Below are 25,486 nucleotides of genomic sequence, written 5' to 3'. Positions count from 1 at the left end.
CCGATGACCTCCTCCCTCGCAATTCCTCCGCGCCGCCTCACTCGGTTACTCCTCGCGTTCGCCTGGCCGGTCGCTCTGGCGGCGCAGGTCAACCCGGAGCCGTTGGTCCTCCCCAAGCTGTCCGTTTACTCCGAGCAGGTGGCCAATCAGGCCCCGGTTTCAACCTTCGCGATGCCGGTCTCCGGCCTGCAATTCGAACCTCGCGTGGATGTGCAGGCCCGGAACCTGGCCGAGGGCCAGGCGGACGTGGCGATTCGTGGCGGGATTTTCGAGAACACGGGTTTCAAGCTCGGCGCGCTCGGGCTGTTTGATCCGCAGACCGGGCACTACTTCGCCGAGCTCCCCGTGGCGCCGGCCATGCTGACCACGCCCCGGATCCTGACGGGCGCCGACAACGCGGCCGGCGGTTTCAACGCTCAGGTCGGTTCGGTGGCCTATGGCTGGCGACCGGTCGTGCAGCGCGGGGAACTCGCGCTGGTGGTGGGTGATCATTCCACCCAACGCCAGAGCCTTTACCAAGGGGTGGTGCTGAAGGAGCCGCTGGCCGGACGCACGCTGGCCGCCGATCTCGACCTGGCGCGCTCCGAATCCACCGGCTCGATCCCGTTCGGTGATCACGAATTCAAGCGCGTGGCCGGGCGCGTCCAACTTGTCGGGGAGGGGACCCAGACCGATCTTTTTGCCGGGTGGCAGGAAAAATTCTTCGGCTGGCCCAACCTCTACACGCCCTTTGGCTTCAACGAGACCGAGTTTCTCCAGACCGAGCTCTATGCCTTCAATCACCGCGCGGAGTCCGCGCCGGGGAATTTCTGGCAGGTCGGAGCCTACTACCGGCGCAATTACGACGATTACGAATTCAACCGCGTCGTGCCGGGCGCCTCGAATCCCTTCATCCATACCACGCGGGTGCGGGCCGTGGCGGCCGATGGCCGGCAGGAGTCCGGTCCCTGGGCCGTCGCCTATGCCGCGCAGTACCTGCGTGACAGCCTTGAATCCACCTCGCTCACCTTCGGGCGTTTCCGCACGCGGGAATATTTCAAGCTGTCCGTGGTGCCGGAGCACACCCGCGACACGACGGCCGGCCGGCTGACCCTGCGTGCCGGTGCCGCCTATGATGACACCAACCGCGACGAAGCCGCGGTTTCACCCGTCATGGAGCTGGCCTTGCGCCGTCCGTCCGGCCAGCGCCTGTATGTCCAGTACGCGGAGAGCAGCCAGGTCGCGACCTACACCGCGTTGAATTCAAACCCCGCGGCCGGCCTTTTCCGCGGCAATCCCAACCTGGGGCGGGAAACCAGTCGCAACCTCGAGGCGGGAATCGCGTTCACCCAGGAAGCCTGGACCGTGCAGGCGGCCGTGTTTCACCGGCAGGACGATGAACTCGTGGACTGGACTTTCCGGAACGGTGTCGTCGCCCGCACCGCCAATCCCGTGGACATCGACACCGCAGGTCTGGAGCTAGTCGCGATCCTGAACACCGGGCGGTACGACCTGATTCTGGGTTACACGTATCTTGAGAAGCAGGCCGATTACGGCGCGGCCACGGTGACCGCCAGTTTCTACGCCCTGAATTTTCCGCGGCATCGCCTCACGGCGGCGCTGGTGGCGCGCCTGGCCGAAGGCCTCGAGCTGCGCGTGGACAACGAGTACCGGCGACAGGAGAAAAACTCCCTGCGGGTCATCGGGGGCAACACCGGGGTGCTGACCTCCGCGGGGATCTACTGGCGGCCGACGCGGGGGCGTGGCCTCGAGCTATCGCTGCGGGTGGACAACCTGTGGGATGATAACTTCCAGGAAGTGCCCGCGGTTCCCGCCGCCCGCCGGCAGATTGCCGCCGGCGCCGCCTGGCATTGGTGAAACGGCGGGTGGCGACCACGCGCCGCCCGCCGCGGCACGCGGCCGAGAAAGACATTGGCAACGTTCTGCCGGGTGATGTGGTGATGGCATGACTTTCCCGGGGGCGTGGGCCTTGTGGTGCTTGTGGGGCTATCTGGGCTGCGGCCTGCTACCGGCCTGGCGACAGGGCTGGCGGGGCGGGCCGCTGGTCGTCGCGGCGATGCTCGCGTCGGCTGTGATTCTCTTTTCCGCCGCGCTCCTGGCGCAGGTTGCGGGTATACCCTTGGGGCGGACATCGTGGCTGGGCCTGAGCGCGGTCCTCTCGCTGCTGGGGGCCGTGTGGCCGCGAGGGATGCCGCCGCCACCCCCGCGGCGGCCCGGGGTTGAACCGCCCCCGCCACGCGGCCTTGCCATCGCGGCGGGGGCCGCGGTTAGCGTGGTTTTCCTGCTGCTCGCCTACCGTTCCGTCGCGCAGCCCTTGACCGGGCCCGACACCATTTTTCGCTGGGATTTCCTGGCCCGCCAGATCGTGCAGGCGGCTGGCATGGGTTTCTATCCCGCGATCCAAGCGGAGGATTTTGCCCGGTACATGTGGCCGGAGAGCATCCCGCCGCTGGTCGCGTTGCTGTACGCCTGGAGTTATCTGGGGGCGGGATCCTTTGACGCGAGTCTCACCGCCCCGGTCGTCCTGCTGGTGGCCGGGCTTGGTTACGGACTGGTGGGCATGCTGGCGGCCCGTCTCGGTGGGCGGGCCGCCGCGTATTGGGCCCTGGTCGTGCTGGCCGGCTCGGCCATGCACACTTGGTCCGTGTCGATGGGGCAGGAGACGGGTCTGACCACCCTCGGTCTACTCGCGATGGCTTGGGCCCTGGGGGGCGACCAAACGGAGACGGATTGGCGGCTGGCGGCGCTGGCGGCCGGCACGGTCGCGCTGAGCCGCGATTACGGCCTGATGTTGGTGCCGTTCGGTCTGGCCTGGCTGGTCTGGCGTCGTCGCCCGGGACGGGAGGTGATTGGTTTCGTCCTCGCGACGCTGCTCATGCTGTTGCCGTGGTATGCGCGGGTCTGGATGCGGACAGGCAATCCGCTCTACAATTTCGATCTCGGCGGCTGGTTTCCGATCAACGAAATGCACGCCGGGTTGATGCACTCCTTTCGCGCCCGCTACGGGTTCAGCGGCCACGGGGCCGAGCGCCTGGCGGAGGCCAGCCAGTTGGCGTGGCCGCTCGGCGCCGGTCTGCTGCTCAGTGCTCTGTTGAGCATGCGACGCGGCGCCAACTGGCCGGTTTTCGCCCGCTGGTTGGCCGCGGGGTGGTTGGCCTTGTGGCTTGGCTCGGTGAGCTACACGGCGGGGGGGCTGGGGTATTCGCTTCGCGTGCTCAGCCCGGTGCTGGCCCTGCTGGCAGTGGCGGGCGGGGCGGGCCTCAGCCGGGTCCCGGGACGATGGCGGGGCTGGCTGCTGGCGGGACTCCTCGTGCTCACGGGCGAGGCAACGGTGCGCGCCCTGGTCATGATGCAGTCGCCCTTGGGGATCCCGGCGGCGGCGTGGCTCAAGGTGGGCGCAGCCCGGTCAGCGCAACGCGGCGACCACACGCATGATCGCGCCGCGGCGATCATTGGCTCCGGTCGGGTTGTGGTCGATGACGCCTACCTGCATGCGTTTTTGGTCGCGCGGGGCGTGAAGGTGCTGCCGCTGTGGAGCCCGGAAATGAGCGCCCTGATTCCCCAAGGTCTGGCCGAGGCGGCCGTCGGGCGCCGGCTGCGGGCCGCCGGTGTCACCCACTGCTGCCTGACCCTGGCCCGCGACCAGCGGGAGTATTATGACCGGCTGCCGCTGATGCATGCGCTCGGGCCCTGGATGCGACCGGTGCAGACGGCGGACTTCTGGCTGCTGCTGGAAATCGTGCCGCCGGTTGAGCGCTAGGCACGGACGGGCGGCGGGCAATTCGGTTGACAGGGCCGCACCGGGACCGGTCATTTCGGTCCGATGGACAATCCCTTTCTTGACCGTGCGTTCCAGATTCCGTGGTCCCGGCTGACCGCCGACCAGGTGGAGCCGGCCGTGGAGGCGGCCCTCGCTCACGCGGAGGCGGCCCTGGCCGCCATCACGCGGATCGCGCCGGGCGAGGCGGATTACGCGAATACCTTTCTGGCACTGGAGAGCGCCACCGAATTACTGAACGAGACCTGGGCCAAGGTCTCGCACCTGACCAGCGTGGCCGATGCGCCGGACCTGCGCGCCGCGCACAATGCGGCCCTGCCCAAGGTGTCGGCGTTTCAGGCGAAGATCCCGCTGAACGCCGCACTGTGGCTCCGGGTGAAGGCCGCGGCGGCGCATCCTTCCGCCCGGGTTTTGTCGGGTGATCATCGGCGTTTCCTCACGGAGACGCTGGCGGATTTCCGTCAGCAGGGCGCCGATCTGCCCGTGGACAAGCAAGCGCGGTTAGAAGCCCTGCAAAGCGAGCTCGCGCAGCTGACGCAGAAGTACGCGGAAAATGTCCTTGATGCCACCAACGCCTGGGAGCTGATCGTCACCGACCCCGCGCGCCTACGCGGCCTGCCGGATCATGCCCGCGAGGCCGCACGCCAGAGCGCGCTCAAGAAGGGGCACGGGACGGAGGCGCAGCCGGCCTGGCGTTTCTCGCTGCCCATGCCCTCACAGGAGCCGGTCATGCTTTACGCGGAGGATACATCCCTCCGACGCGAGGTGTGGCAGGCGGCGGCGGCGGTCGGGCGCGTGGCCCCGCACGCGAATCCGGAACTGGTCGCCCGGATTCTCGCGTTGCGCCAGGAGAAGGCGGGGCTGCTGGGCGAGGCGCACTTCGCCGACCTGGTGCTGGCGCGCCGCATGGCTGGGCGTGGGGCCAAGGCCCTCGAGTTCATCGCGAACCTGCACGAGCGGGTGAAACCGGCCTTCGACCGCGAGGCCCGGGAGCTGGAGGAATTCAAGGCCCAGCAGACCGGCGGCCCCGCCGCGCGGCTCGCGCCGTGGGAGGTTGGCTTCTGGGCGGAGAAACTACGCCGGTCGCGCTACGATTTTGATGAGGAGCAGTTGCGGCCCTATTTCCCGCTGCCGGGCGTGCTCGCCGGGATGTTTGAGATTGTCGGCCGGGTTTTCGGTCTGCGGGTCACCGAACGGCCGGCGGGCGCGGTGGAGGTCTGGCATCCGGAGGTCAAATTCTACGAGTTGCACGACGCGGCCGGCCGGCACCTCGGTTCGTTCTACGCCGACTGGCATCCGCGCGAGTCGAAGCGGGGCGGGGCCTGGATGAATTATCTCATCACGGGCGGCCCGCAGCCCGGGGGCGGGCGGGCGCCGCACCTGGGCTTGATGTGCGGCAACCTCACGCCGCCGGCGGGCGACCGCCCCGCGCTCCTCACGCACCATGAGGTGGAAACGGTCTTCCACGAGTTCGGCCACCTGCTGCATCACCTGCTCGGCGAGGTCGCGATCAAGTCGCTCAATGGAGTCAACGTGGCCTGGGACTTTGTAGAGCTGCCCTCACAGATCATGGAAAACTGGTGCTGGGAGCGGGCAAGCCTCGATCTCTTCGCCCGCCACCACGAGACCGGCGCGGTGATCCCGGAGCCGCTCTTCGCCCGCCTGATCGCGGCGAAGAATTTCCGGAGCGCCACCTTCACGATGCGGCAGCTGGCCTTTGCGCGGCTGGATCTCGACCTGCACATGCAGCCCGTCGCCGCGATGGGCCCGGACCTCGGGGCTTGGCTCCGGGGCCGGCTGGCGGACTATCTCACCCCGACCGAGCCGCCCACGCCGACGATCGAGAACCGTTTCACCCACCTCTTTTCCGATCCGGTCGGCTACGCCGCCGGTTATTATTCCTACAAGTGGGCGGAGGTGCTCGATGCCGATGCCTTCACGCGCTTCCAGCGCGAGGGGGTGTTCAACCCGGTTGTGGGTCGGGATTTTGTCCGCCACATCCTCAGCCGGGGCAACAGCGCCGACCCCATGGAGCTCTTCGTGGCGTTCATGGGCCGGCCGCCCGACCTGCAGGCCCTGCTGGTGCGGGCGGGCCTGGTCTAGCGTCTGATTACAAGCCCGGGCCGGCGTTTCCACCGGGAGCGTTTTCACTGGAAAAAATCCCCGTCCCGGCAAACTTCACGGCCTTCAACCCTCTTTACCACCATGATGATCATGATTGTCCTCATCGCTGTGCCCATGCTGTTCGGCTTCTACGCCCAGATGCGCGTGTCGAGCGCCTATAACCGCAATGTGCAGATCCTGTCGCGTGGCCGCATCACTGGCCGCGAGGCCGCCGCGGCGGTCATGCAGAGCGCTGGCATCCGTGACGTCGAGATCGTGCAGGTGCCCGGCCAGCTGACCGACCACTACGACCCCAGCAACAAGCGCCTGGCGCTCTCGGAACAGAATTATCACGGCACCAGCCTCGCTGCCCTCGGCGTCGCCGCCCACGAGGCCGGCCATGCCATCCAGCACAAGGTGGGCTACTCGATGATGAAGCTCCGCCAGACGCTGGTGCCAGCGACGCAGATTTCGTCGGGCGCCTCGCAGCTGCTCATCATCATTGGCATCGTGCTCGGCGCGCAGGGCCTTGGCGGGATGTTTCTGATGCTCGGCGCCGCCGCGCTGGCCGTCATCTGTCTCTTCCAGCTGGTCACCCTGCCGGTGGAGTTCGATGCCAGCAACCGGGCGAAGGCGCAGCTCGTGAACCTGGGCATCCTTGATCGCGACGAGATGCCGGGCGTGAACCAGACGCTGGACGCCGCCGCACTGACCTACGTCGCCGCCTTCGTGGCCTCGCTGGGCAGCTTGCTGCACATCGTGCTCATCCTGATGGGCTCGCGCCGCGACGAGTGAGCGTCGGGCAGCCCCCCTGATTGTTCGCCCTCCTGTGCCGCCGGCCGGGAGGGCTTTTTTTGGGGGATGGTGCCGGAAGGCGAGGGATTGATTCGCTGCGCCCCAAAGCGCTATGGCTGGTCGAATCGAAGCACGCGGGGACAGCGCGCCCGCCTCCACCCGCTGAACGCGGGTTACGACGCGGCAGTCTCCTCGCCGCTGGCACGGCGGGCGGAGACTGGCGGAAGGGGAGGGATTCGAACCCCCGGAACCTTGCGGTTCAGCGGTTTTCAAGACCGCCGCGATAGACCACTCTGCCACCCTTCCGATGCCTGATTTCAGGTGAAAATTCCTACTCGCAGCGTTGGCGGATTTGGCGCTGTGTCGAGTCAGCAAAATGTGTCGCAGGGCCAGGCGACAGGACTCACCCCCATGGCCACGATCAGCACGCAGGTTCACGAGATGCAGGGTCTCTATGGCCCGTACACCATGGCGGAGCGCGTGGTGCAGAAAATCTGGCTGCGGCAGGATTTTGATACCCAGGGCCTGCGCCTGACGGATGGACGGTCCCTTGCGGTCGTGCGGCCGGGCGCCTGGAATCTGCGGGGAGGTCCGGACTTTCTGGGGGCCAGCCTGTTGATGGAGCGCCGGGAAGTCACCGGCGACATCGAAGTGCACTTCCACGCCAGCGACTGGCGGGCGCACGGCCACGCCACGGATCGCGCCTACGACCGGGTCGTGTTGCACGTCGTGTTGTTTCCTCCCCCCGAAAACCAGGCCGAGGCGCGGTCGCATGTTGGCGAGCCGTTGCCGACGCTCGTGCTGCTCCCGCGGCTGCACCGGGGGCTGGAGGAATACGCCTCGGATGATGCGCTGGAGAATCTCACGGCGCGCGATACCGCCGAGAAGATCGCGGAGCTGTCCCTGCTGCCGCCCGCGGATCTTCGGGAAATGTTGCTGCGCCGGGCCCGGGACCGGTGGGGGCAAAAGATGAGGTTTGCCGGGATCCGCCTGAGCAAACTCGGCTGGACCGAAGCGGCGCACCACACGGCGCTGGAGATTCTGGGTTACCGGCACAACCGGGCCGCGATGCTCGCGGTGGCCGGCCGGCACCCTTTGGCGGAGTGGGGCAGGGGACCCGACCTCGCCGCGATTTACCGGGAAGCGGATGCGGCCTGGCAGACCCAGGCGGTCCGGCCGGCCAATCATCCTCGCCGGCGCTTGCAGCAATATGCCGCCTGGGTCGCCGCCCGGCCCGACTGGCCCAATCGATTGAAAGCGTTGCCGTCGGCCCGGGTCAGCGTGGGGCCGTCCACCCGGCCGGTCCGGCAACAGCTGGAACTGGCCGCGCTCCGGGAGTGGGTCCGGGATGAAATCACGGGTGGGGTCCTCGGTGGCTCGCGCTTGGACAACCTCGTGTGCGACGGTCTTTTACCCTTGGTCGCCGCCGGGACCGGGAAGGATCAGCAGGACCGTTGGTTTCAGTGGTATTTGGGCGATGCGCCGGGGGAAGTCCGGCGGGCGCTCGGCTCCCTCGGGTTGGCGGGAAAGGGGGTGGGCCCACAGACCCATGGCTGGGCCCAAGGTTTGCTTGGTTGGATCATTGAGCGGGATGCTCGTGCAAGTGGCTGAATTGCAGGCCCCTTGCCGGGGCTTGACAAGTCTTTGCGCGACCCGGTAAGTTCCACCCCCTACAACTAGTTCACTTTCCAAAAAGTGGGCCCTCGGGTCCGCTTTTTTTTTCCCATTAATCAAAACACACCATGAGCAGCGAAATCCTGTCCGTCCTCGAATACATGGAGAAGGAGAAGGGCATTCCCCGTGCCGATATGATCTCCACGATCGTCAACGCGATCAAGACGGCCGCCCTGAAGGGCGTCAATTCCGGCCAGGAACTCAAGATTGAGATCAACCCCAAGAACGGCCAGATGAAGGCTTGGTCGATGCTCAAGGTCGTGGACTCCGTGTCCGACCCGAAGCTCGAGATCCACGTCGAGAAGGCCCAGGTGTTCAAGGCCGGGGCCGTGAACGGCGACATCATCGAGAAGGAAATCGACCCGTCCTACCTCGGGCGCATCGCCGCGCAGACCGCCCGCCAGGCGATCATGCAGCGCCTGCGCGCCTTTGAGAAGGAGCGCATCTACGACGACTTCAAGGACTCCGTGGGCGACATCGTGAGCGGCACCGTGCGCCGCCGCGAGCGCAACGACCTCTTCATCGACCTCGGCAAGGCCGAGGCCGTCATGCCGGGCAAGGAACAGGTCCCCGGCGAGGAATACGCCCCCGGCGAGCGCATCCGCTGCATCCTCCTCGAGATCGAGAACAGCAGCCGCGGCCCCGAGATCATCCTCAGCCGCGCCAGCCCCAAGTTTGTCCGCCGCCTCTTCGAGCTCGAGGTCACCGAGATCGCCGACGGCACCGTCAAGATCGAGGCCTTCGCGCGCGAGCCCGGTTACCGCACCAAGATCGCCGTCACCAGCGCCGACCCGAAGGTCGACCCGGTCGGCGCCTGCGTCGGCGCCCGCGGCGCCCGCGTCAAGAGCATCGTCCGCGAGCTCGGCGGCGAGAAGATCGACATCATCCCGTACCACGCCGACACGAAGGAAATGCTCATCGAGGCGCTCAAGCCGGCCGTGCCGCGCGAGATCCTGCTCGACGAAAAGAACAAGCGCATCCTCGTCCGCGTGGTGAACGACGACCTCGCCGTCGCCATCGGTCGCAAGGGCCAGAACGCCCGCCTGACCTCCCGCCTCGTGGGCTGGCGCCTCGACATCGAGGAATTCAAGGTCGTCACCGCCGACCCGCGCGCGCAGGCCATCGCCCTGCTCACCGGCACCTACGGCTTTGAGGCCGCTCTGGCCGAGCGCCTGGTCGCAAACGGCATCAATTCCCCCGCCGCCTTCGAGGGCGTCGAGGCCTCCGACCTGGCCGACGCCGGGTTCTCCCCGGAAGAGGCCGCCGGCATCATCGCCAAGGTCTCGGGTAACTAAACTTTGCAACTCAACCTCCCGCCCCGCGCCCCCGCCACCGAATGAGCATCCGCATTCACGAACTCGCGAAGAAGCTCAGCATGGACAACAAGGACCTCATGTCCTTGTTGAAGGAACGCGGCTATCCGGCCAAGAGCGTCTCCAGCACCGTGGACAACATCACGGCCGAGGCGCTGGAGCAGGAGATCGCCGCCAAGAACCCGCCGCCGGCCCCCGCCGCCCCCGAGGTTCATGCCGCCGAGCCCGCCTCGACCCCGGCCACCGTGCTCGAACCGTCCAAGGTAAAATTGCCCGCCGGCGTGTTCGTGAAGTCGGCGCAGGACATTCTCCGCGAGAAGGAAGAGGCCGCCAAGGCTGCCGCCGCCGCGCGCGCTGCCGCCAGCGCCGCGTTGAACCCGCCGCCGGCCCCGGTCGCCGCCGTGCCGGCCCCCGCCGCCAAGGCGCCGCTGGCGCCGCCCCCCGTGCCGGCTCCGCGTCCCTTCGTTTCCGCCCCGATGGCCCCGCGGCCCGCCCCGGCGCCGCTGCCCGTGCCTGCCTACCGCCCGCCGGTGGCGCCCGCCCCCATGGCCAAGGCCCCGGTCGCCCCGCCGCCGATGCCCATGCCTTCGGCCCGCCCGCCGATGCCGCCGCCGGCGCCCGTCGCCAAGACCGCCCCGGTGCTCCCGCCCACGCCGGGCGCCGCGGCCGCCGCGAGTTCGATGACCGTCACCGAGGAGGGCGGCGTCAAAATCATCCATCTCAAGCCGCCGATCATCGTGCGCGACTTCGCCGTCGCGCTCGGCCTCAAGCCGTTCAAGCTGATCTCCGAGCTCATGGAGATGAGCATTTTCGCGTCGATGAACCAGTCCATCGACGAGGCTGTGGCCACCAAGCTCGGCGAGAAGCACGGCTTCCTGCTCGACATCAAGCATCGCGGCGAGGCCGCCGCGCCCGTCGTCACGCCCGAGAAGGCCAAGATCAACAAGGAGGAGAAGGCCCGCGAGGAAGACCTCAAGAACCTCGCCCCGCGTCCCCCCGTGGTCTGCATCCTCGGTCACGTCGACCACGGCAAGACCTCCCTCCTCGACGCCATCCGCAAGGCCAACGTCGCCGCCGGCGAGGCCGGTGGCATCACGCAGCACATCGGCGCTTACCAGATCGAGCACAACGGCCGCAAGGTCACCTTCCTCGACACCCCCGGTCACGCCGCCTTCACCAAGATGCGCGCCCGCGGCGCCTCCGTCACCGACATCGCGGTCCTCGTGGTCGCGGCCGACGATGGTTTCATGCCGCAGACCGACGAGGCCCTGCAGCATGCCAAGGACGCCGCCGTCGCGATGATGGTTGCCGTCAACAAGATGGACGTGAAGGGCGCCAATCTCGACCGCGTGAAGCAGCAGATGCAGGAGCGCCAGATCGCGCCCGAGGACTGGGGCGGCGAGACCGTCACCGTCCCTGTCGCCGCCATCAAGGGCCAGGGTATCACCGAATTGCTCGACATGATCCTCCTCCAGGCCGACGTGCTGGAGCTGAAGGCCAACCCGAAGACGGAGGCCAGCGGCGTGGTCATTGAGTCCCAGGTGGACGTGGGCCGCGGCCCGCTCGCCACCATCATCGTGCAGCGCGGCACCCTGCGCGTGGGCGACGCCATCGTGTGCGGTCCGCACTACGCCAAGGTCCGCGCCATGTACGACGACCAGGGCAACACCATCAAGGAAGCCCCGCCGGCCATGCCCGTGCGCGTCATCGGCTGGTCCGGTTCGCCGGATTCCGGCGCCAAGTTTGTCAGCGCCAAGAACGCCCGCGAGGCCGAGAAACTCGCCGAGGAGGCCTCCGACTTGCTGAAGAAGACCACGATCAGCGAGGACGCCGTGCCGAAGGACAATTCCCTCGAGGCCCTCTTCGCCAACATCGCGGCCACCCAGGCCAAGGTCCTGCGCGTCGTGCTCAAATCCGACGTCTTCGGCTCGCTCGAGGCCGTGAAGAACGTGCTCGAGGGCATCAAGAGCACCAAGGTCTCGCTCAGCATCGTCGCGTCCGACGTCGGCGTGATCAGCAAGAACGACGTGCTGATGGCCAGCACCGGCAAGGCCGTCATCATCGGCTTCAACACGAAGCAGGAAAACGGCGTGACCGCGCTCGCGAAGCACCACGGCGTGACCATCGAGAATTTCTCAATCATCTACGAGCTGGGCGACCGCCTGCGCGAGATGATGGCCGACCTGCTCGACCCCGATCTCAAGGAGAACAAGCTGGGCGGCGCCGAGGTGCGCCAGGTGTTCCCCGTGGCCAAGGGCTTCGTCGCCGGCTGTCTCGTCACCGAGGGCAAGATCAACCGCGGCGCCACCGCCCGCGTCCGCCGCGGCAAGGAGTCCCTCTACGAGGGCAAGGTCGGTACCCTCCGCCGGTTCAAGGACGACGCGAACGAGGTTCGCGCCGGTCTCGAGTGCGGCATCCGGCTCGACGGCTTCGACGGCTACCAGCCGGGCGATCGCATCGAGTGCTTCGAAATCCAGAAGGTCCGGGCCTCGCTCTGACCGCCGTTCCGCCCTCCGGGCCACGGTTCCATCCCGTCACGCCATGTCCAACCGCCTCCTCCGCGTCAACGAGCTCCTGCAGCGCGAGACCAGCGCGTTCCTGCGCAAGCGCTACACGAGCGAGGCGGTCGGCATCACCATCACCAGCGTGGAGATCACGGGCGACCTGCGCGAAGCCAAGGTCTACTATTCCGTCCTCGGCGACGACACGGTGGCGGAAAAGACCGGGAAGTGGCTCCGCGGCCGCCGCGACGAGATCCGCGAGATGCTGGCGAAGAACGTCATCATCCGCCACGTCCCGCTGCTGACCTTCGTGCACGACAACCACGCCCCGCGCACGCTGCGGGTGGAGACGCTGCTCGGCGAGATCGACCGGGAGACACCCAAGCCATGATGCACTACCCGCGCTTCGCCGCCCGCTTCGCCGTGCTGGTCTCCGAGCTGCGCGGCAAGCAGGTCACCGTCATCGGCCACCAGCGGCCCGACGCCGACTGCATCGGCTCGCAGGTCGCCCTGTGCCGCGTGCTCCGCGCCCACGGCGTGGAGGCTGTGTGCATGAACCCCGACAAGGTGCCGCGGCGCATCAAGTTCCTGGTCGGCGACACCCCGTTTTACGGCCGTGACGAGCTTTCGCCGGAGGGCCGGGTCGCGATCTTCACCGACTGTGCCGACCATGGCCGGGCCGGGGAGAAGGTCCGCACGATGTACTCGGCGCCGATCGCCTGCGTCGACCACCACATCTCCAACCAGGGTTTCGCCCGCTTCGACTTCGTGGACACCGCCTCGGCGGCCGCGGCGGAGGTGCTCACGGGCCTGTTCCTCGACGCCGACCTCCCGATCGACCGGGTGACGGCCCAGGCGCTGTACACGGGCATGATGACGGACACGGGCCAGTTCCGTTTTCCGTCGACCTCCGAGCGTGTCTTCCGGCTCAGCGCCGAGCTGGTCGCCCGCGGGGCCGATCCCGCGCTCGCGGGCGCGGAGCTGTATGAGCGCGAGTCGCTCGGCAAGCTGAAGCTCCTCCAGCATTTCATCGGCTCGCTCCGCCTGGAATGCGGCGGCCGGGTGTGCCTCGGCGTGCTGCCGCAGGGTATATTCGCCAGCAGCGGGGCCACCGAGGAGGACACCGAGGGTCTCGTGGACTATGCCCGGTCCATCGACGGGGTGGAGATCGGCGTGCTCATCGAGGAGCGCCCCGGCACCGTCAAGGCCAGCCTGCGCGGCAAGCTCAGCGTTTATCGCATGGACACCATCGCCGCCCAGTTCAACGGCGGCGGGCACGCCAACGCCGCCGGTCTCAACTGGCCCGGCACGCTCCCCGACTTTTATCCCGCCCTCCTCGCCGCCATCACCCAGCGCCTCAACGAGGTCGACGCCGCCCTCGCATGAGCCTCGGACCCACCAAGGAAATGGAGGGCGTGCTCCTCGTGGACAAGCCCAAGGGCCTGACCTCCCACGACGTGGTCTACCGGCTGCGCCGGAAGCTCGGCATGAAGAAGATCGGCCACGCCGGCACGCTCGACCCGATGGCCACGGGGGTGCTCGTCATGTTGATCGGCAAGGCCACCCGCATCTCGCAATACCTCATGAGCGTGGACAAGGCCTACGAGGGCGAGGCCACGCTCGGCGTGGTCACCGACTCGCAGGACGCCGAGGGCGAGATGATGGAGACGCGGCCCGTGCCGGAGCTCACCGTGGCGCAGGTGCGCGAGGTGATGAAGACCTTCATGGGCGACCAGTACCAGACGCCCCCGATGCACTCGGCCATCAAGATCGACGGCGTGCCGCTCTACAAGCTGGCGCGCAAGGGCGAGGAGGTGGAGCGCGAGCCGCGGTTCATCCGCGTGACGGCCTTCGACCTGCTGACCTTCGACCTGCCCAAGCTGACCTTTGACCTGCATTGCACCAAGGGCACCTACGTGCGGACGATTGCGCATGATCTGGGCAACAAGCTCGGCTGTGGCGCGCACCTCTCGGCGCTGAGGCGCACGGCCAGCGGCCAGTTCACGATCAAGCAATGCCTCCCCCTCGAGGAAATCGAGACCATGGCCCTGCCCGACATCGAAAAGCGGTTGATCCCGATCTACGAGGCGGCGCCGCGCGTCGCCCTGTGAGCGGTCTCCGGCAGATCGACGGCTTGGAACGGGCGGACCTGCCCGCCCAGCCCCTGCACCTGGCGGTCGGCATGTTCGACGGGGTCCACCTCGGGCACCAGTCGGTGATCGAGGCCGCGATCCACTCCGCCAGGCGGAGCGGGGGACTGGCCGGCGTGCTGACCTTTGCGCCGCACCCGAGCGTGTTGTTGCGGCCCGCGAATCCGACCCCCCTGCTGCTGCCGCCGGCGGCCAAGCGCGCCGTGCTGGCCCGGCTCGGCGTGGACGTGCTTATCGAGCAGAATTTCAACGCCGCGTATGCCGCGCTCGCGGCGGAGGATTTTGTGCCGCACCTGCAGCGCCACCTGCCGCACCTGGCGGCCCTTTATGTCGGCGAAAACTGGCGCTTCGGCCGCGGCCGCACGGGGGATGTTGCCCTGCTGGTGGCGGCGGCGACGCGGGCCGGGTTGTCGGTCACCAGCGCCCCGCGCCTGAACCACAACGGCGCCCCCATCAGCAGTTCGCGGATCCGGGAGCTGCTCGTGGCTGGCGACATCGCCGGGGTCAACGCCCTGCTGGGGTACACCTATTTCAGCGAAGGCGTGGTGCAGCCGGGCCGGCAGTTGGGCCGGACCCTTGGGTTTCCGACCCTCAATCTGGCCTGGCAACCCGGTTTGCCGCCCCGCCACGGGGTCTATGCGGTCGAGGTCACCACCGGGCCAGGGAAGGCCCTCCAGGGCGTCGCCAACTACGGCCTGCGGCCGACGGTGGGGCAGGACACCTCGCCCCTTTTGGAAGTGCACCTGCTGGAGGAGTCCACGCTGGGTTATGGGGCCTCGCTCACCGTGCATTGGCTTCATTTCCTTCGTCCCGAGAGCAAGTTCGGCAGTCTGGAGGCCCTGCAGCGCCAGATTGAAACGGACCGGCAAACGGCCTTGGATTATTTCGCCCGCCGGAGCGCCGGGTAATTTCCAAACGACGCTTGACAGCCCTATCCGCGAATCTACGTTGCGGCCTCTTTCCCGGTCAACGGGGTGGTAGCTCAGTTGGTTAGAGCGTCTGCCTGTCACGCAGAAGGTCGCGAGTTCGAGTCTCGTCCATCCCGCCAGTTTTCAAGAAAAAGGCCTCCCCGCAGGGAGGCCTTTTTTTGCGCCGGTTCAGCGCCGGCGGCGGCCGGCTCAACGCGGCACTTCTTTCAGGTAGTCGTAGGTGCCCGGGACGAAGACGCCCTGGTTCACGGCGGGTACAAAGACGGCGGAGCGCTGCAGGGCCTTGGCGAGGGCCGGGGCCATCTCGGCGGGAATAGCGGCATCCTCCTTGAGGGTGACGGCCGTGACCTTGCCGTCGGCGCCGACCTCGATCTTGGCCTCGACGCGGTAAATGCCGCGGTCGCTCAGGCCCTTCGGCACGAGCGGGTCCCCCACGAGCACGGGGCCGGCGGCATCCGTGCGGTGGCGGGAGGCGTGCAGGGCGGAGAGATAGTGGGCGCGCTCGGCCCAGCCTTTCGGGTTGGCCGGATGCAGCAGGCCGAGCAGGGCATGCGCGTCGGTGAAGAACTGCGTGACCGCGGCAGCGTCGGGATTGCTGACGCCGAAGATGGGCACGCCATCGCGGGAGAGGGCGAACAGGGCGAAATCACCCATCTTGGGGGAAAGGCGGAACAGGGCGGGGATGCGGCGCTGTTCCTCATAGTCCACCATCGGCCAAGGCACGTTGCTCCGCATGTTCATGTCGCCATGCTCCTGCGCGCCGTGGTTCACCCCGTACTGGATACCGGCGACCTCACCGGGGTGCTTGGCCTGCAGGTCCTTGAAGAGGGGGATGGATTGGGTGCTCATGTCCCAGGAGCCGCTGGCCGAGTTCTCGACGATGAAGACGATCAGGATCTCGGGCTCGGGCAGGGTGCGGAGGTCGACGGGCACGAGGGTCACTTCCTCGTACTGGCGCAGGTAGCCGCGGAGGCGTCCGGTCAGCTGGCCGGTGGCGTCGGCCCAGCGGTCGGCGCGCTCGGGTTTGGTGCCGGTCTGTTCATGGAAGCGCACGCAGTCCTCCTGACTGAGCGCGCGCCAGGGCAGGCGGCGGCCGCCTCCGGTCGGGGTGCGGAAAAGCGCGAAGGGTCCGAGGGCCTCGGCGGGCTCGGCCTTGAACACATTGCCTTGGGGATCCTTCCAATCCTCGATTTTGGCGGGGGCGAGGAGGGCGCTGGACAAGGCCAGGGCCCAGGTGAGACGGGGTAGGGTCAGACGCATGCGGGGTAGGGGGGTGAGCTTTTAGTCGTACCGGGTCGGCGGCCGGCGGACAAGTCACTGGTCAGGGCGCGTTGCGCTCACAATTGCGCAAAATGTTCTCCCAGTGTGCCGCCTCGCCGGGCAGGCCGTGGGCGCGCAAGCGGTCGGCGATCTCCGCGGTGGTGGGTTCGATGACGGCATGCCGGGGGTCGGGGCCGAATTCCGGGCGGACGACGCGGCCCAGGGCCCAGCAGGCCCAGGTGCGCCAGCGGCGCTGGTCGCGCCGCGGCTCGTTCATGCGGTCGGCGAGATGCTGAAAATGCACGCGCGGGTTGCCGATGAACACACCGGGCGGGGTGTGGCGGAGAAACCACGCCATGGGGCCGTAGGGCAGGGGCCAGGCCTGCAACTCGGGCTCGTCGCCCCGGAGATCGGCGCCGAGAGCCCGGTCGAGCGAGAGGATCGCCCGCGCGGCCAGCCGGCGTTGCCAGAGATGCTGCGCGTAGGTCAGGGCGGTGAGGTAGAAGGCGGCGTCGCGGGCCGCCCCGTGGGCCGAGAGCGCGCTCGCATCCATCGCCGCGGGGGCGGACGGCAGGAGTGGACACGTGGGCAGCGGGTCGGGCATTGGGCAGGGGTCAGCTTTGAAGTGGCTGCAGTCCATGCGTGGTTGCAAGGATTTGTGGCGCTTCAGCCTTCGCCGAGCCTACGGATGACTACGCAAGTTTAACTTGGCGACGGGCCCGGTCTGCCGGCATAAACGGGGCCTCTGCAAACCCCGCCCCCAGCTTCCATCAACGAGGTCACCGGCTGGCGCTGGCTGTTGCTGTGGGTGCTGGCCGCCGTGCTGCGGGTCTGGGCCCGCACCCTCCGCTTCGAGGCCGATGCCGGGACGGTGGAGCGGCTGAGCAAGTCCGATGTGCCGCTGGCGGTCGTGCTATGGCACAACCGGTTGTTTCTTTCCGCCGAGATCTTCCGGCGTTATCGCACGCGCCGGGCGGTGTATGGCTTGGTCAGCGCGAGCAAGGACGGCGCCTGGCTGGCGGCGTTCTACCGGCTCATCGGCATCGTGCCGGTGCGGGGCTCGAGCAGCAATTTCGGCCGCGAGGCCGGGCGGGCGCTGATCGAGGTGATGCGCCAGGGGCATGACATCGGCATCACGCCCGACGGCCCGCGCGGGCCGATGTACACGGTCGAGCCGGGCGTGCTGGTGGTGACGCGCCGCAACCAGGCCCCGATGATGCTCATCGGTGCGGAGTTCACCCGTTCGTGGCGGCTGAAGAGCTGGGACCGATTCTACATCCCGGCGCCGTTTTCCCGGATCAAGATGCGCAGCGCGGTGCTGCCGGCCCTGACGGAGGCGGGGGAGAAGCTCTCGGCCGACGACGTGCGCGCAGCGCTGCTGGCGATCAATCCGGATCCGGCGGATTGAACATGATGTAGGGCGGGGTCGCCGAACCCCGCCTTCGTGCGAACATGATGCCGTGCTCGCGGCGGGGTTCGGCGACCCCGCCCTACAGACTGAAGTCTCAGAACGTCGGGTAAACCGTGATGCTCTGGCCGGCGTCGACGCTGTAGTCGGCGCCCACGTTCCAGGTGAGGTCGTTGACGAGCACCTTGAAGACGACGGGGAGCTTGGCGCCCTTGATGGTGGCGGTCCAGAGGTTGGAGCCGGTGTTGTCCATGGCCAGGCCGTGGTCCCAGCTCAGGCCCGGACCTTCGCCGCGGACGTAGAGGTGGTTGCCGAAGCCGATGTCGATCTGGGCGGAGAGGAAGGTGGCTGGCTCGCTGCTGGGCTTCTTCTTGGCCGGCGCGGCGGCTTTCTTGGCCGGGGCGGACTTGGCGACGACCTTGGTCACGGCTTTGATGGCGGGCTTGGCGGCGGGCTTGGCCTTGGCGGCGGGAACGGACTTGGCGGACTTTTTCATGTTTTGATTTCTATTTCAGGTTAAGGGAAGGAGAGGCTGTATCCCCCCTCCATCCGGTCACTCGCAACAGCAAATTAGGGGCCAATATTGCGGTCGGGTTAAATCGCGCTGGGTGAGGGGGAAAGGAGGGCGGAAAATTGTGTTTTACTCCGGCGGGGCGGTCCCTCAATAAGACCGCTCCGCTGGATTGGGGGGCAGTAGCTCAGTTGATAGAGCGCGTCGTTCGCAACGACGAGGTCGTCGGTTTGATCCCGATCTGCTCCACCAGCCTTCGCTCTACGAGCTACGGCTCGGCAAGCCAGCTCCAGCAGACGTGCTCCTAAGGTAGAATCCACGCTACGCCTTGGCGAAGGCTGCCGCGCCGACTCGTCACGCCATAGCCCGCAGGGCGACGGCGGAAGTCCGCAGGGCGCAGGCGGGCCTCGGCAAGCCAGCCACGGAAGACGGGCGACTACGATCCACCCGCTAAGCGCCCGATGTAGGCGGGACTTGGCAACGTGGCCCAAACGAGATTAAAAGTGATCCAACGGGCCGAATCGCATGAACGATTTCGCCTACGTCTATATTCTCGAGTCCCTGTCCGCGCAGGGAGGATTCTATGTCGGTTTGACCGACGATTTGTCCGCCCGGTTAGCCAAGCATAATGCCGGTGGCGTCCCCCACACTGCTAAGCAAAGACCTTGGCGCATCAAAACGGCAGTGGCTTTCCGCGACCGCACCAAAGCCGCGGCATTTGAGAAATACCTCAAATCCCCCTCCGGCCGGGCGTTCGGCAAGAAACGACTCTAAGCCCATTCCCGCAGACCCCGGCTTGCGCTCCCGGCCTCGGTTGCCGGATGCTGCGGTCGTGACCCCCGCGGAACAACTTTGCCTGGCATGCGGCCTGTGCTGTGACGGCACACTCTTTCATCATGTGCGGCTGGAGCCGGGGGACGACGCGGCGAAATTGAAGGCGCTCGGGCTGCCGGTCCGGACCTCGCGCGGGGCGACCCCGGTCACACGTTTTCGCCAGCCCTGCGCGGCGCTGTGTGCGGATCGCAGCTGCCGGCTCTATGCGGACCGGCCCGGGCAATGCCGCAGTTTTGAGTGCGGCGTGTTCCAGGATGTGCGCGCCGGCCGGATGGAGGCCGGCGCCGCGTTGCGGCTCGTGAAGCAGGCGCGGCGGCAGGCGGACGACGTGCGTCGGCTCCTGCGGGCCTTGGGGGACACCGACGAGCACCACGCGATGAACGAGCGTTTTCGCCGCACCAAGCGGCGGCTGGAAGCGGGCGGGGCGGACCCCGCGGACATGGACACCTTCGCCGAGCTGAGCCTGGCGATGCACCACCTCAGTCTGCTGACAATCGACAAGTTTTACACCAAGGCCGGGGCCAAGTGAGTGCGGGTGGGGTGAAAATGGCGTCCCCAGCGTGACTCGAACACGCGACCGTCGGTTTAGAAAACCGATGCTCTATCCAGCTGAGCTATGAGGACGAAACCGGGCAGTGTGATGAGGCTATTTTGCCCTGATTGCAGTACTTTTTCTGGCACCCGCCGGCGGGCGGCGCGGGGCGGTCCATTGCCCGGGAGGAGCTTAGGGTTTACCCACCGGCGTGCCCGGAGCCGGGCATAAAGAAACGCAGGACGTTGCCATCATGCGTTTCGGGGAAAATGGTCGGGCTGGTGAGATTCGAACTCACGACCTCTTGCACCCCATGCAAGCGCGCTACCAGGCTACGCTACAGCCCGATGATTCATCGGAAGGGTCAAGAAGCCGTATGCCCCACCGCTAGGCAAGTTATTATTTTCGGCCGTCCGCGGATCGCTCTGCCCCGGGGTGGGCGGGGTATTTTTACGGCGACGAGGCGGGGATTTTGACTCAACGTCGCGCTTTCATGCCGGCATCCCGCTTTCAGCTCCAATCCGCCCGGGTCCTGCCCTTCCTGCTGGCCGGTACGATCACGTGGTCCTCAGGGTATCCGGCGGCCGTGCCCGATATGGGCTGGTTGGAGCCCGACAAGCTCGGGCATTTCGCGGCCTACGGGGCGCTGGCCACGGCCATCCTGCGGCATCCGGCGTTGATCCGCTGGCCGTTGCTGGGCCTGTGGTGGGCGCTGCCGCTGGCCTCGCTCTACGGGTTGGGGGATGAGTTCCGGCAGAGCCTGAATGTCTATCGGAGCTACGACCTGGCCGACTGGGCGGCGGATACGGTCGGGGCCGCCGTGGCGGTCACGCTCTATCTCCGCTGGCCGGCGTATCGGCGGTTGCTGGAGACGCCGATACTCAAGGCCCGCAAGAAGGCCCAAGCGACAGAGGTTTTAGCCACAAAGCGCACAGAAGGCGCAAAAGCGGAGCAGTCCTGAATTAGTTTTGCCGAGACTATGGTTCTCCTTTTGCGCTTTTTGTGCCTTTTGTGGCCAATGGGTACTACTCAGCTCCGGGTTGAAATTTCATCCGAACTCCTGCCTAGTTTGCCGTCATGACCCCCGCCGAGGCCCAGAAACGCATCGCTGAACTCAGGGCGGAGGTGTCGCGGCATGACGAGCGTTACTATCGGCAGGCGAAGCCGGAGATTTCCGATTTTGAGTATGATGCGCTGAAGAAGGAATTGGCCGACCTCGAGGGACAGTTTCCGCAGTTTGCCCGCGCCGATTCCCCCACGCAGTTAGTCGGCGACGACCGGGTGCAGGGGTTCAAGGAGGTCGCGCACCGGCAGAAGATGCTGAGCCTCGACAACACCTACAACGAGGAGGAGGTGCGGGCCTTCCACACCCGGCTGGTCAAGCTGCTGGGCCGGGACGACCTGCGTTACACGGTGGAGCCCAAGATCGACGGCCTCGCCGTGAGCCTGACCTACGAGCAGGGAAGGTTCGTGCGCGCGGTCACCCGCGGCAAGGGCGACAAGGGCGACGATGTGACGGCCAACGTGCTCACCATCGCTTCCATCCCTCGTGAGCTCAAGGGCGGCGCCCAAGCCAAGGTGCCCGATATCGTCGAAATTCGCGGCGAAATCTACCTGACCGCGGCCGAGTTCGAGCGCATCAACGCCGAGCGCGCCGCGGCGGGCGAAGAGCTCTTTGCCAATCCGCGTAACACGGCGGCCGGGACCATCAAGCAGCTCGATTCAACCGAGGTGGCCAAACGCAAGCTGTCGATCGTCCTCTACAGCCTCGGCCACTGCGAACCCCGCGTCGTGGAATCGCAAGCCGACCTGCATGGGCGGCTGCAGGCCTGGGGCCTGCCGGGGGTGGAGCGGATCTGGCACGCGCAGGGCATCGACGAAGCGTGGGCGGCCATCAACGCACTGGACCAGCTCCGGCGGAGCTTTGCCTATGGTACCGATGGTGCCGTGGTGAAGCTGAATGACATGGCGTTGCAACGCGAGGTCGGCTCGACCGACAAGGCCCCGCGCTGGGCCATCGCCTACAAATACAAGCCCGACACTGCGCGCACGCGGCTGAAGGCCATCACGATCCAGGTCGGCAAGACCGGCATCCTCAGCCCGGTGGCGGAACTCGAGCCCGTTTTCCTGGCGGGCAGCACCATCGCCCGGGCCACGCTGCACAACGAGGAGGAGATCCGCCGCAAGGACATCCGGGTGGGCGATCTCGTCGAGATCGAGAAGGCCGGCGAGGTGATCCCGGCGGTGTTGAAATCCTTCCCCGAGGAGCGTCCGGCCGGGGCGCCGGAGTTCGACCTGCCGGCGGCGGTCGGGCACAAGTGTCCGGTGTGCGGCGGCAAGATTGCCAAGCTGGAGGTCGCCGACGAGGAGGCGCAGGGCGTGGCGTGGAAGTGCCAGAATTACGATTGCTCCGCCCAGCGGGCCGGGCGGCTGGGTTTCTTTTGCAGCCGGCGCGCGCTCGCCATTGACGGGGTGGGCGGGGTCGTGGCGGCAAAATTGGTCGAACTCGGCCATGTGCAGGATCCGCCGGATTTGTACGAGGTGGCCCTCGAAACCCTCGCGACGCTCAATCTCGGCACCGCGGAGGAGCCGCGGGTCTTTGGCGAGAAGAACGCCACGAAGGTCGTCGCCGCGCGCGAGGCCGCGCGGGCCCTGCCGCTCGAGAAATGGCTTTATGCCCTGAGTGTGCCGGACGTGGGTGAGTCCACCGCCCGGGAACTCGGCCGGCGGCACCGGAGCTTTGCCGAGCTGACGGATTCGAAATTGCTCCAAGCGGTGCTGCGGAGAGATGCCCTCGAGTTGGAGCGCGAGCGGGACGGCCCGGCGTCGAAGAAGAATCCACCCAAGGACGAAGTGGACAAGGAGCGGCGCAAGGCTCGTCGCGTCGAGATCGACGCCGAGCTGACCGCGCTCAACGGAGGCATCCTGGCTGGCATACCGTCCGATATCGGTCCGGCGGTGGCGGCGAGCACGGTGGATTTTTTCACCAGCGAGCCGGGCCGGCGTTTGCTGGGCAAGCTGGCGAAGCTGGGCATAGACCCGCAGGGCACGGTGGTCACAGCCGGGCGTTTCACGGGCAAGACGTTCGTGCTCACGGGCACGTTGCCGACGCTGAAGCGCGAGGAGGCCGAGCAGAAGATCCTGGCGGCCGGCGGGAAAGTCAGCGGCAGCGTGAGCAAGAAGACGGCCTACGTGCTGGCGGGGGAGGAGGCCGGGTCGAAATTGGAGAAGGCGAAGGAGCTCGGCGTCGCCATCATCGACGAAGCTGAGTTTTTGAAGATGGTGCAGGGGTAGTTCGATGTAGGGCGGGATTTCCAAATCCCGCCTCGAACGTGATATTGCATCCACCGGATGGCGGGATTGCTTCGCCCTCTCCGCCAAGCCTCCGTCGGCGATCCCGCCCTACATCAGTAGCCTTGGCGCTGCAGGTGGGCTTGGAGCTCGCGCTGGAAGGTCTGCACGTCGGCGGGGCTGGGCTGGTAGCCCTTCACGCCGGTGTCGAGCATAAGGCGGCCGTACTGGTCGAGGCCCCACTTGCCGCTCACGCCGTCGCTGAAGGTCACCGTGCCGCTGACCACCGTGCCGGGGCGCATGATGCGGTCCACGTCGAGGGTGAGGCTGCCGGCGGCTGCATCGGCCGGGATGCCGGCGTCCTCGGGAAATTCGGCCTCGGGCGGGAGATCGTCGTCGGCGGCATCGCCGCCGAGTCCGACCTTTTCCTTCAGTTTGTCGACGAAGCCCTTCTTTTCCGCCGACCGCGGCGGGGTCGCCGCGGCCCCCGGGGGAGGCACTTGCGCCTTGGACACGTCGGAGGTGTCGGCCTTGGGGGCGGGGTCCTTAAGCGCGAGATTGAGGTCGTCCACGAGGAAGCGCACGTCGCGGTAGGTCATCGTGATCTTGAATTCCTCCAGAAGCTTTTTCTGGACGAGGGAGAGGTTGTCGCCGGCGGCGACCCATGCGGCGACGGCTTGGGTTTGTTCGGGGGAGAGGGACATGGGAAAGGGTGGTTGAGGCGTACGGGGACGCGAAGGACCCGAATTAGAGGCAAGACCCGGCAAACGACAAGTCTGGGGTGGGGGCGGGGTTCGATCGGGGTAGGCCCGGTACACCGGACGGGTTGCCGCGGGCGGGAAGCTGTGCGGGCGAGGTCGCCCGGGCTCCAGCATAGAGTCGCCGGGGGGGCCTCCGACAACGCTCAGGATGACGCGCCCGGGGGGCGCGTCACTTCGCCAGCTGCGTCTTCAGGAAGTCGACGCTGCCGCGGACGGAATCGTCCTGCTCCATCATGTTTTCCACGGTCTTGACGGCGTGGATGACGGTGCCGTGGTCGCGGCCGCCGAAGGCCTCGCCGATCTCCTGGAGGGAGTGGCGGGTGAGCTGGCGGCTGAGATACATGGCGATCTGGCGGGGAAAGGCGATGGCGTTGGGGCGGCGCTTGCTCGTCATGTCCGAGTGCCGGATCTGGTAGTGATCGGCGACGCGCTTCTGGATGCCCTCGATGTTGAGGCGGTTCTGGGCCTCCTCCATCAGCACGTCCTTGAGGAGGTGCTCGGCGGAGGCGAGGTCGAGGGGCTTGCCGGTGAGGACGGCGTAGCTGGAGATCTTGATCAGGGCGCCCTCGAGCCGGCGAATGTTCTTCGAGATGTGCTGCGCCATGAACTCGACCACGTTCTGCGGGAGGTCGATCTTGAGGGTGGCGGCCTTGGTGCGGAGGATGGCGACGCGGGTCTCGAAGTCGGGCGACTGGATGTCGGCGGACAGGCCCCACTGGAAGCGGGAGACGAGGCGGGCCTCGAGGGTGGCGATCTCGGTGACCGGGCGGTCGCTGGAGAGGACGATCTGCTTCTGGGACTCGAAGAGGTCGTTAAAGGTGTGGAAGAACTCCTCCTGGATGCGCTCCTTGCCGGACAGGAACTGGATGTCGTCGATGAGGAGGACGTCGACGTTGCGGTAGCGCTGGCGGAACTTGGTCAGCGCGTTCTCCTGGATCGCGTGGATGTACTCGTTGGTGAACTTCTCGGTGGAGAGGTAGGCGATCTTGGCCTCGGGGTTGCGCTGCAGGATGCTGTGCCCGATGGCGTGCATCAGGTGGGTCTTGCCGAGCCCGGTCGAGCCGTGGATGAAGAGGGGATTGTAGGCCTGGGCGGGGGCCTGGGAGACGGCGAGGGCGGCGGCGTGCGCGAGCTGGTTGTTGGGGCCGACGACGAAGGTCTCGAAGGTGTTGCGCGGGTTGAGCGTGCCGGCGGCGGCGGAGCGTTCGTCGTAGCGGACGGTGCGCTTCGGGGCGGGCTTGGCCTTGGGCTCGACCGGGGCGCTGAAACGGGGGGCCGGGTTGCCGTTGGCGTCGACCTTCCGGAGGCTGACCTGGACCATGCGGCCGGAGGCCAGGCGCAGGCGCTGGGAGATCAGGTCGAGGTAGTTGTCATGGATCCAGATCGCGGCGAAATCGTTGGGCACGCCCAGGATCACGGCGTCTTCCGTGCTCTCCACGCAGCGCATGGGCTCAAACCACATCTGGAACACATCATCGGGGAAGAGCCCTTTGAGGTCACATTTTACGGTTTCCCAGAGGTTGGTCTGGTGGGTGGGGTGGGACATGGACTTGGCGGAAGGGGACGGTTTATTCACACCATCGGGCTGAGGTTGCTGGTTCCGCGTCGTCGGGCCGTCTGTCACACAAGGGAAAATGGGTCTGGGG

At 67.1% G+C, this 25,486-nt stretch carries 21 protein-coding genes and 5 tRNA genes; 18 read left to right on the top strand and 8 right to left on the bottom strand.

Annotation, left to right across the window (positions count from 1 at the left end):
* Positions 1-3: 3 nt before the first annotated feature.
* From Verru16B_RS00130 to Verru16B_RS00115, 4 genes are all read left to right on the top strand, one after another.
* The gene (locus Verru16B_RS00130) at positions 4-1,857 is read left to right on the top strand and encodes a TonB-dependent receptor domain-containing protein (RefSeq protein ID WP_069960386.1); all 1,854 of its coding nucleotides are present in this window, start codon (positions 4-6) and stop codon (positions 1,855-1,857) included.
* 415 nt (positions 1,858-2,272) lie between these two features.
* Positions 2,273-3,760, top strand: a complete 1,488-nt coding sequence (locus Verru16B_RS00125; RefSeq protein ID WP_069960385.1) for a hypothetical protein — start codon at positions 2,273-2,275, stop codon at positions 3,758-3,760.
* 63 nt (positions 3,761-3,823) lie between these two features.
* A complete protein-coding gene (locus tag Verru16B_RS00120) occupies positions 3,824-5,881 on the top strand; it encodes a M3 family metallopeptidase (RefSeq protein WP_069960384.1) in 2,058 nt (685 codons plus the stop codon).
* A 102-nt stretch (positions 5,882-5,983) separates the two neighbouring features.
* Positions 5,984-6,676 (top strand): zinc metallopeptidase, encoded by a 693-nt coding sequence (locus Verru16B_RS00115; protein ID WP_069960383.1) that lies wholly within the window; start codon positions 5,984-5,986, stop codon positions 6,674-6,676.
* Positions 6,677-6,894: 218 nt separating this feature from the next.
* On the opposite strand, the gene Verru16B_RS00110 is transcribed toward Verru16B_RS00115, so the two are convergent.
* Positions 6,895-6,982: transfer RNA gene (locus Verru16B_RS00110), tRNA-Ser, on the bottom strand.
* Between the two features lie 105 nt (positions 6,983-7,087).
* Between Verru16B_RS00110 and Verru16B_RS00105 the strand changes: the two genes are divergently transcribed.
* The 8 genes from Verru16B_RS00105 to Verru16B_RS00070 all read left to right on the top strand — a co-directional run bounded on the left by Verru16B_RS00105 (position 7,088) and on the right by Verru16B_RS00070 (position 15,362).
* The gene (locus Verru16B_RS00105; RefSeq protein WP_069960382.1) at positions 7,088-8,287 is read left to right on the top strand and encodes a DUF2851 family protein; all 1,200 of its coding nucleotides are present in this window, start codon (positions 7,088-7,090) and stop codon (positions 8,285-8,287) included.
* Positions 8,288-8,418: 131 nt separating this feature from the next.
* Positions 8,419-9,645 carry a transcription termination factor NusA gene (nusA, locus tag Verru16B_RS00100; protein WP_069960381.1) on the top strand — a complete coding sequence of 409 codons (1,227 nt, stop codon included), beginning with the start codon at positions 8,419-8,421 and terminating at the stop codon, positions 9,643-9,645.
* Between the two features lie 41 nt (positions 9,646-9,686).
* Positions 9,687-12,161: a translation initiation factor IF-2 gene (gene infB / locus Verru16B_RS00095; RefSeq protein ID WP_069960380.1), complete on the top strand. Its 2,475-nt coding sequence runs from the start codon at positions 9,687-9,689 to the stop codon at positions 12,159-12,161.
* A gap of 43 nt (positions 12,162-12,204) precedes the next feature.
* A complete protein-coding gene (gene rbfA / locus Verru16B_RS00090) occupies positions 12,205-12,555 on the top strand; it encodes a 30S ribosome-binding factor RbfA (RefSeq protein ID WP_069960379.1) in 351 nt (116 codons plus the stop codon).
* Positions 12,552-13,550 (top strand): DHH family phosphoesterase, encoded by a 999-nt coding sequence (locus tag Verru16B_RS00085; protein ID WP_237023451.1) that lies wholly within the window; start codon positions 12,552-12,554, stop codon positions 13,548-13,550. The genes rbfA and Verru16B_RS00085 overlap by 4 nt, the downstream gene beginning before the upstream one ends.
* Positions 13,547-14,275, top strand: a complete 729-nt coding sequence (truB, locus tag Verru16B_RS00080; protein ID WP_069960377.1) for a tRNA pseudouridine(55) synthase TruB — start codon at positions 13,547-13,549, stop codon at positions 14,273-14,275. Before Verru16B_RS00085 ends, truB begins: the two co-directional genes overlap by 4 nt.
* Positions 14,272-15,222 (top strand): riboflavin biosynthesis protein RibF, encoded by a 951-nt coding sequence (gene ribF, locus Verru16B_RS00075; protein ID WP_069960376.1) that lies wholly within the window; start codon positions 14,272-14,274, stop codon positions 15,220-15,222. The genes truB and ribF overlap by 4 nt, the downstream gene beginning before the upstream one ends.
* Before the next feature lie 63 nt (positions 15,223-15,285).
* Positions 15,286-15,362 (top strand) — tRNA-Asp (locus tag Verru16B_RS00070).
* 70 nt (positions 15,363-15,432) lie between these two features.
* Here Verru16B_RS00070 and Verru16B_RS00065 read toward each other — a convergent pair.
* Both Verru16B_RS00065 and Verru16B_RS00060 read right to left on the bottom strand, forming a co-directional pair.
* A complete protein-coding gene (locus Verru16B_RS00065) occupies positions 15,433-16,503 on the bottom strand; it encodes a hypothetical protein (RefSeq protein WP_069960375.1) in 1,071 nt (356 codons plus the stop codon).
* A gap of 61 nt (positions 16,504-16,564) precedes the next feature.
* Positions 16,565-17,107 (bottom strand): hypothetical protein, encoded by a 543-nt coding sequence (locus Verru16B_RS00060; protein WP_237023450.1) that lies wholly within the window; start codon positions 17,105-17,107, stop codon positions 16,565-16,567.
* A 204-nt stretch (positions 17,108-17,311) separates the two neighbouring features.
* Between Verru16B_RS00060 and Verru16B_RS00055 the strand changes: the two genes are divergently transcribed.
* A complete protein-coding gene (locus tag Verru16B_RS00055; RefSeq protein ID WP_237023516.1) occupies positions 17,312-17,911 on the top strand; it encodes a lysophospholipid acyltransferase family protein in 600 nt (199 codons plus the stop codon).
* A gap of 97 nt (positions 17,912-18,008) precedes the next feature.
* Here the strand turns inward: Verru16B_RS00055 and Verru16B_RS00050 are convergent, their stop codons facing one another.
* A complete protein-coding gene (locus Verru16B_RS00050) occupies positions 18,009-18,407 on the bottom strand; it encodes a hypothetical protein (RefSeq protein ID WP_069960373.1) in 399 nt (132 codons plus the stop codon).
* A 191-nt stretch (positions 18,408-18,598) separates the two neighbouring features.
* Between Verru16B_RS00050 and Verru16B_RS00045 the strand changes: the two genes are divergently transcribed.
* From Verru16B_RS00045 to Verru16B_RS00035, 3 genes are all read left to right on the top strand, one after another.
* A tRNA-Ala gene (locus Verru16B_RS00045) sits at positions 18,599-18,674 on the top strand.
* 273 nt (positions 18,675-18,947) lie between these two features.
* Positions 18,948-19,196 carry a GIY-YIG nuclease family protein gene (locus Verru16B_RS00040; protein WP_069960372.1) on the top strand — a complete coding sequence of 83 codons (249 nt, stop codon included), beginning with the start codon at positions 18,948-18,950 and terminating at the stop codon, positions 19,194-19,196.
* 58 nt (positions 19,197-19,254) lie between these two features.
* Positions 19,255-19,785, top strand: coding sequence for a YkgJ family cysteine cluster protein (locus Verru16B_RS00035; RefSeq protein WP_169829260.1), 531 nt, complete (start codon positions 19,255-19,257; stop codon positions 19,783-19,785).
* Between the two features lie 18 nt (positions 19,786-19,803).
* Here Verru16B_RS00035 and Verru16B_RS00030 read toward each other — a convergent pair.
* Positions 19,804-19,880 (bottom strand) — tRNA-Arg (locus Verru16B_RS00030).
* Between the two features lie 178 nt (positions 19,881-20,058).
* Positions 20,059-20,135 (bottom strand) — tRNA-Pro (locus Verru16B_RS00025).
* Positions 20,136-20,281: 146 nt separating this feature from the next.
* Here Verru16B_RS00025 and Verru16B_RS00020 point away from each other — a divergent pair.
* On the top strand, positions 20,282-20,749 hold the full coding sequence (locus tag Verru16B_RS00020) for a VanZ family protein (RefSeq protein ID WP_069960370.1): 468 nt from the start codon (positions 20,282-20,284) through the stop codon (positions 20,747-20,749).
* 116 nt (positions 20,750-20,865) lie between these two features.
* A complete protein-coding gene (gene ligA / locus Verru16B_RS00015) occupies positions 20,866-23,082 on the top strand; it encodes an NAD-dependent DNA ligase LigA (protein ID WP_069960369.1) in 2,217 nt (738 codons plus the stop codon).
* Between the two features lie 113 nt (positions 23,083-23,195).
* Here the strand turns inward: ligA and Verru16B_RS00010 are convergent, their stop codons facing one another.
* Positions 23,196-23,783: a hypothetical protein gene (locus Verru16B_RS00010; RefSeq protein WP_069960368.1), complete on the bottom strand. Its 588-nt coding sequence runs from the start codon at positions 23,781-23,783 to the stop codon at positions 23,196-23,198.
* Positions 23,784-24,009: 226 nt separating this feature from the next.
* Positions 24,010-25,386 carry a chromosomal replication initiator protein DnaA gene (dnaA, locus tag Verru16B_RS00005; RefSeq protein WP_069960367.1) on the bottom strand — a complete coding sequence of 459 codons (1,377 nt, stop codon included), beginning with the start codon at positions 25,384-25,386 and terminating at the stop codon, positions 24,010-24,012.
* Positions 25,387-25,486: the final 100 nt, after the last annotated feature.

The organism is Lacunisphaera limnophila, from assembly GCF_001746835.1.
Lineage (GTDB): Bacteria > Verrucomicrobiota > Verrucomicrobiia > Opitutales > Opitutaceae > Lacunisphaera > Lacunisphaera limnophila.
Note: the sequence above shows the minus strand (reverse complement) of the source record. Positions and strands in the feature narration are given on the sequence as shown.

Coding starts and splice junctions, on each gene's coding strand:
- Verru16B_RS00060 (WP_237023450.1), bottom strand. CDS start 17,107: ATGCCCGACCCGCTGCCCACGTGTCCACTCCTGCCGTCCGCCCCCGCG.
- rbfA (WP_069960379.1), top strand. CDS start 12,205: ATGTCCAACCGCCTCCTCCGCGTCAACGAGCTCCTGCAGCGCGAGACC.
- Verru16B_RS00020 (WP_069960370.1), top strand. CDS start 20,282: ATGCCGGCATCCCGCTTTCAGCTCCAATCCGCCCGGGTCCTGCCCTTC.
- Verru16B_RS00040 (WP_069960372.1), top strand. CDS start 18,948: ATGAACGATTTCGCCTACGTCTATATTCTCGAGTCCCTGTCCGCGCAG.
- infB (WP_069960380.1), top strand. CDS start 9,687: ATGAGCATCCGCATTCACGAACTCGCGAAGAAGCTCAGCATGGACAAC.
- Verru16B_RS00050 (WP_069960373.1), bottom strand. CDS start 18,407: ATGAAAAAGTCCGCCAAGTCCGTTCCCGCCGCCAAGGCCAAGCCCGCC.
- dnaA (WP_069960367.1), bottom strand. CDS start 25,386: ATGTCCCACCCCACCCACCAGACCAACCTCTGGGAAACCGTAAAATGT.
- Verru16B_RS00105 (WP_069960382.1), top strand. CDS start 7,088: ATGGCCACGATCAGCACGCAGGTTCACGAGATGCAGGGTCTCTATGGC.
- Verru16B_RS00085 (WP_237023451.1), top strand. CDS start 12,552: ATGATGCACTACCCGCGCTTCGCCGCCCGCTTCGCCGTGCTGGTCTCC.
- Verru16B_RS00065 (WP_069960375.1), bottom strand. CDS start 16,503: ATGCGTCTGACCCTACCCCGTCTCACCTGGGCCCTGGCCTTGTCCAGC.
- Verru16B_RS00120 (WP_069960384.1), top strand. CDS start 3,824: ATGGACAATCCCTTTCTTGACCGTGCGTTCCAGATTCCGTGGTCCCGG.
- Verru16B_RS00115 (WP_069960383.1), top strand. CDS start 5,984: ATGATGATCATGATTGTCCTCATCGCTGTGCCCATGCTGTTCGGCTTC.
- Verru16B_RS00010 (WP_069960368.1), bottom strand. CDS start 23,783: ATGTCCCTCTCCCCCGAACAAACCCAAGCCGTCGCCGCATGGGTCGCC.
- Verru16B_RS00130 (WP_069960386.1), top strand. CDS start 4: ATGACCTCCTCCCTCGCAATTCCTCCGCGCCGCCTCACTCGGTTACTC.
- truB (WP_069960377.1), top strand. CDS start 13,547: ATGAGCCTCGGACCCACCAAGGAAATGGAGGGCGTGCTCCTCGTGGAC.
- nusA (WP_069960381.1), top strand. CDS start 8,419: ATGAGCAGCGAAATCCTGTCCGTCCTCGAATACATGGAGAAGGAGAAG.
- ligA (WP_069960369.1), top strand. CDS start 20,866: ATGACCCCCGCCGAGGCCCAGAAACGCATCGCTGAACTCAGGGCGGAG.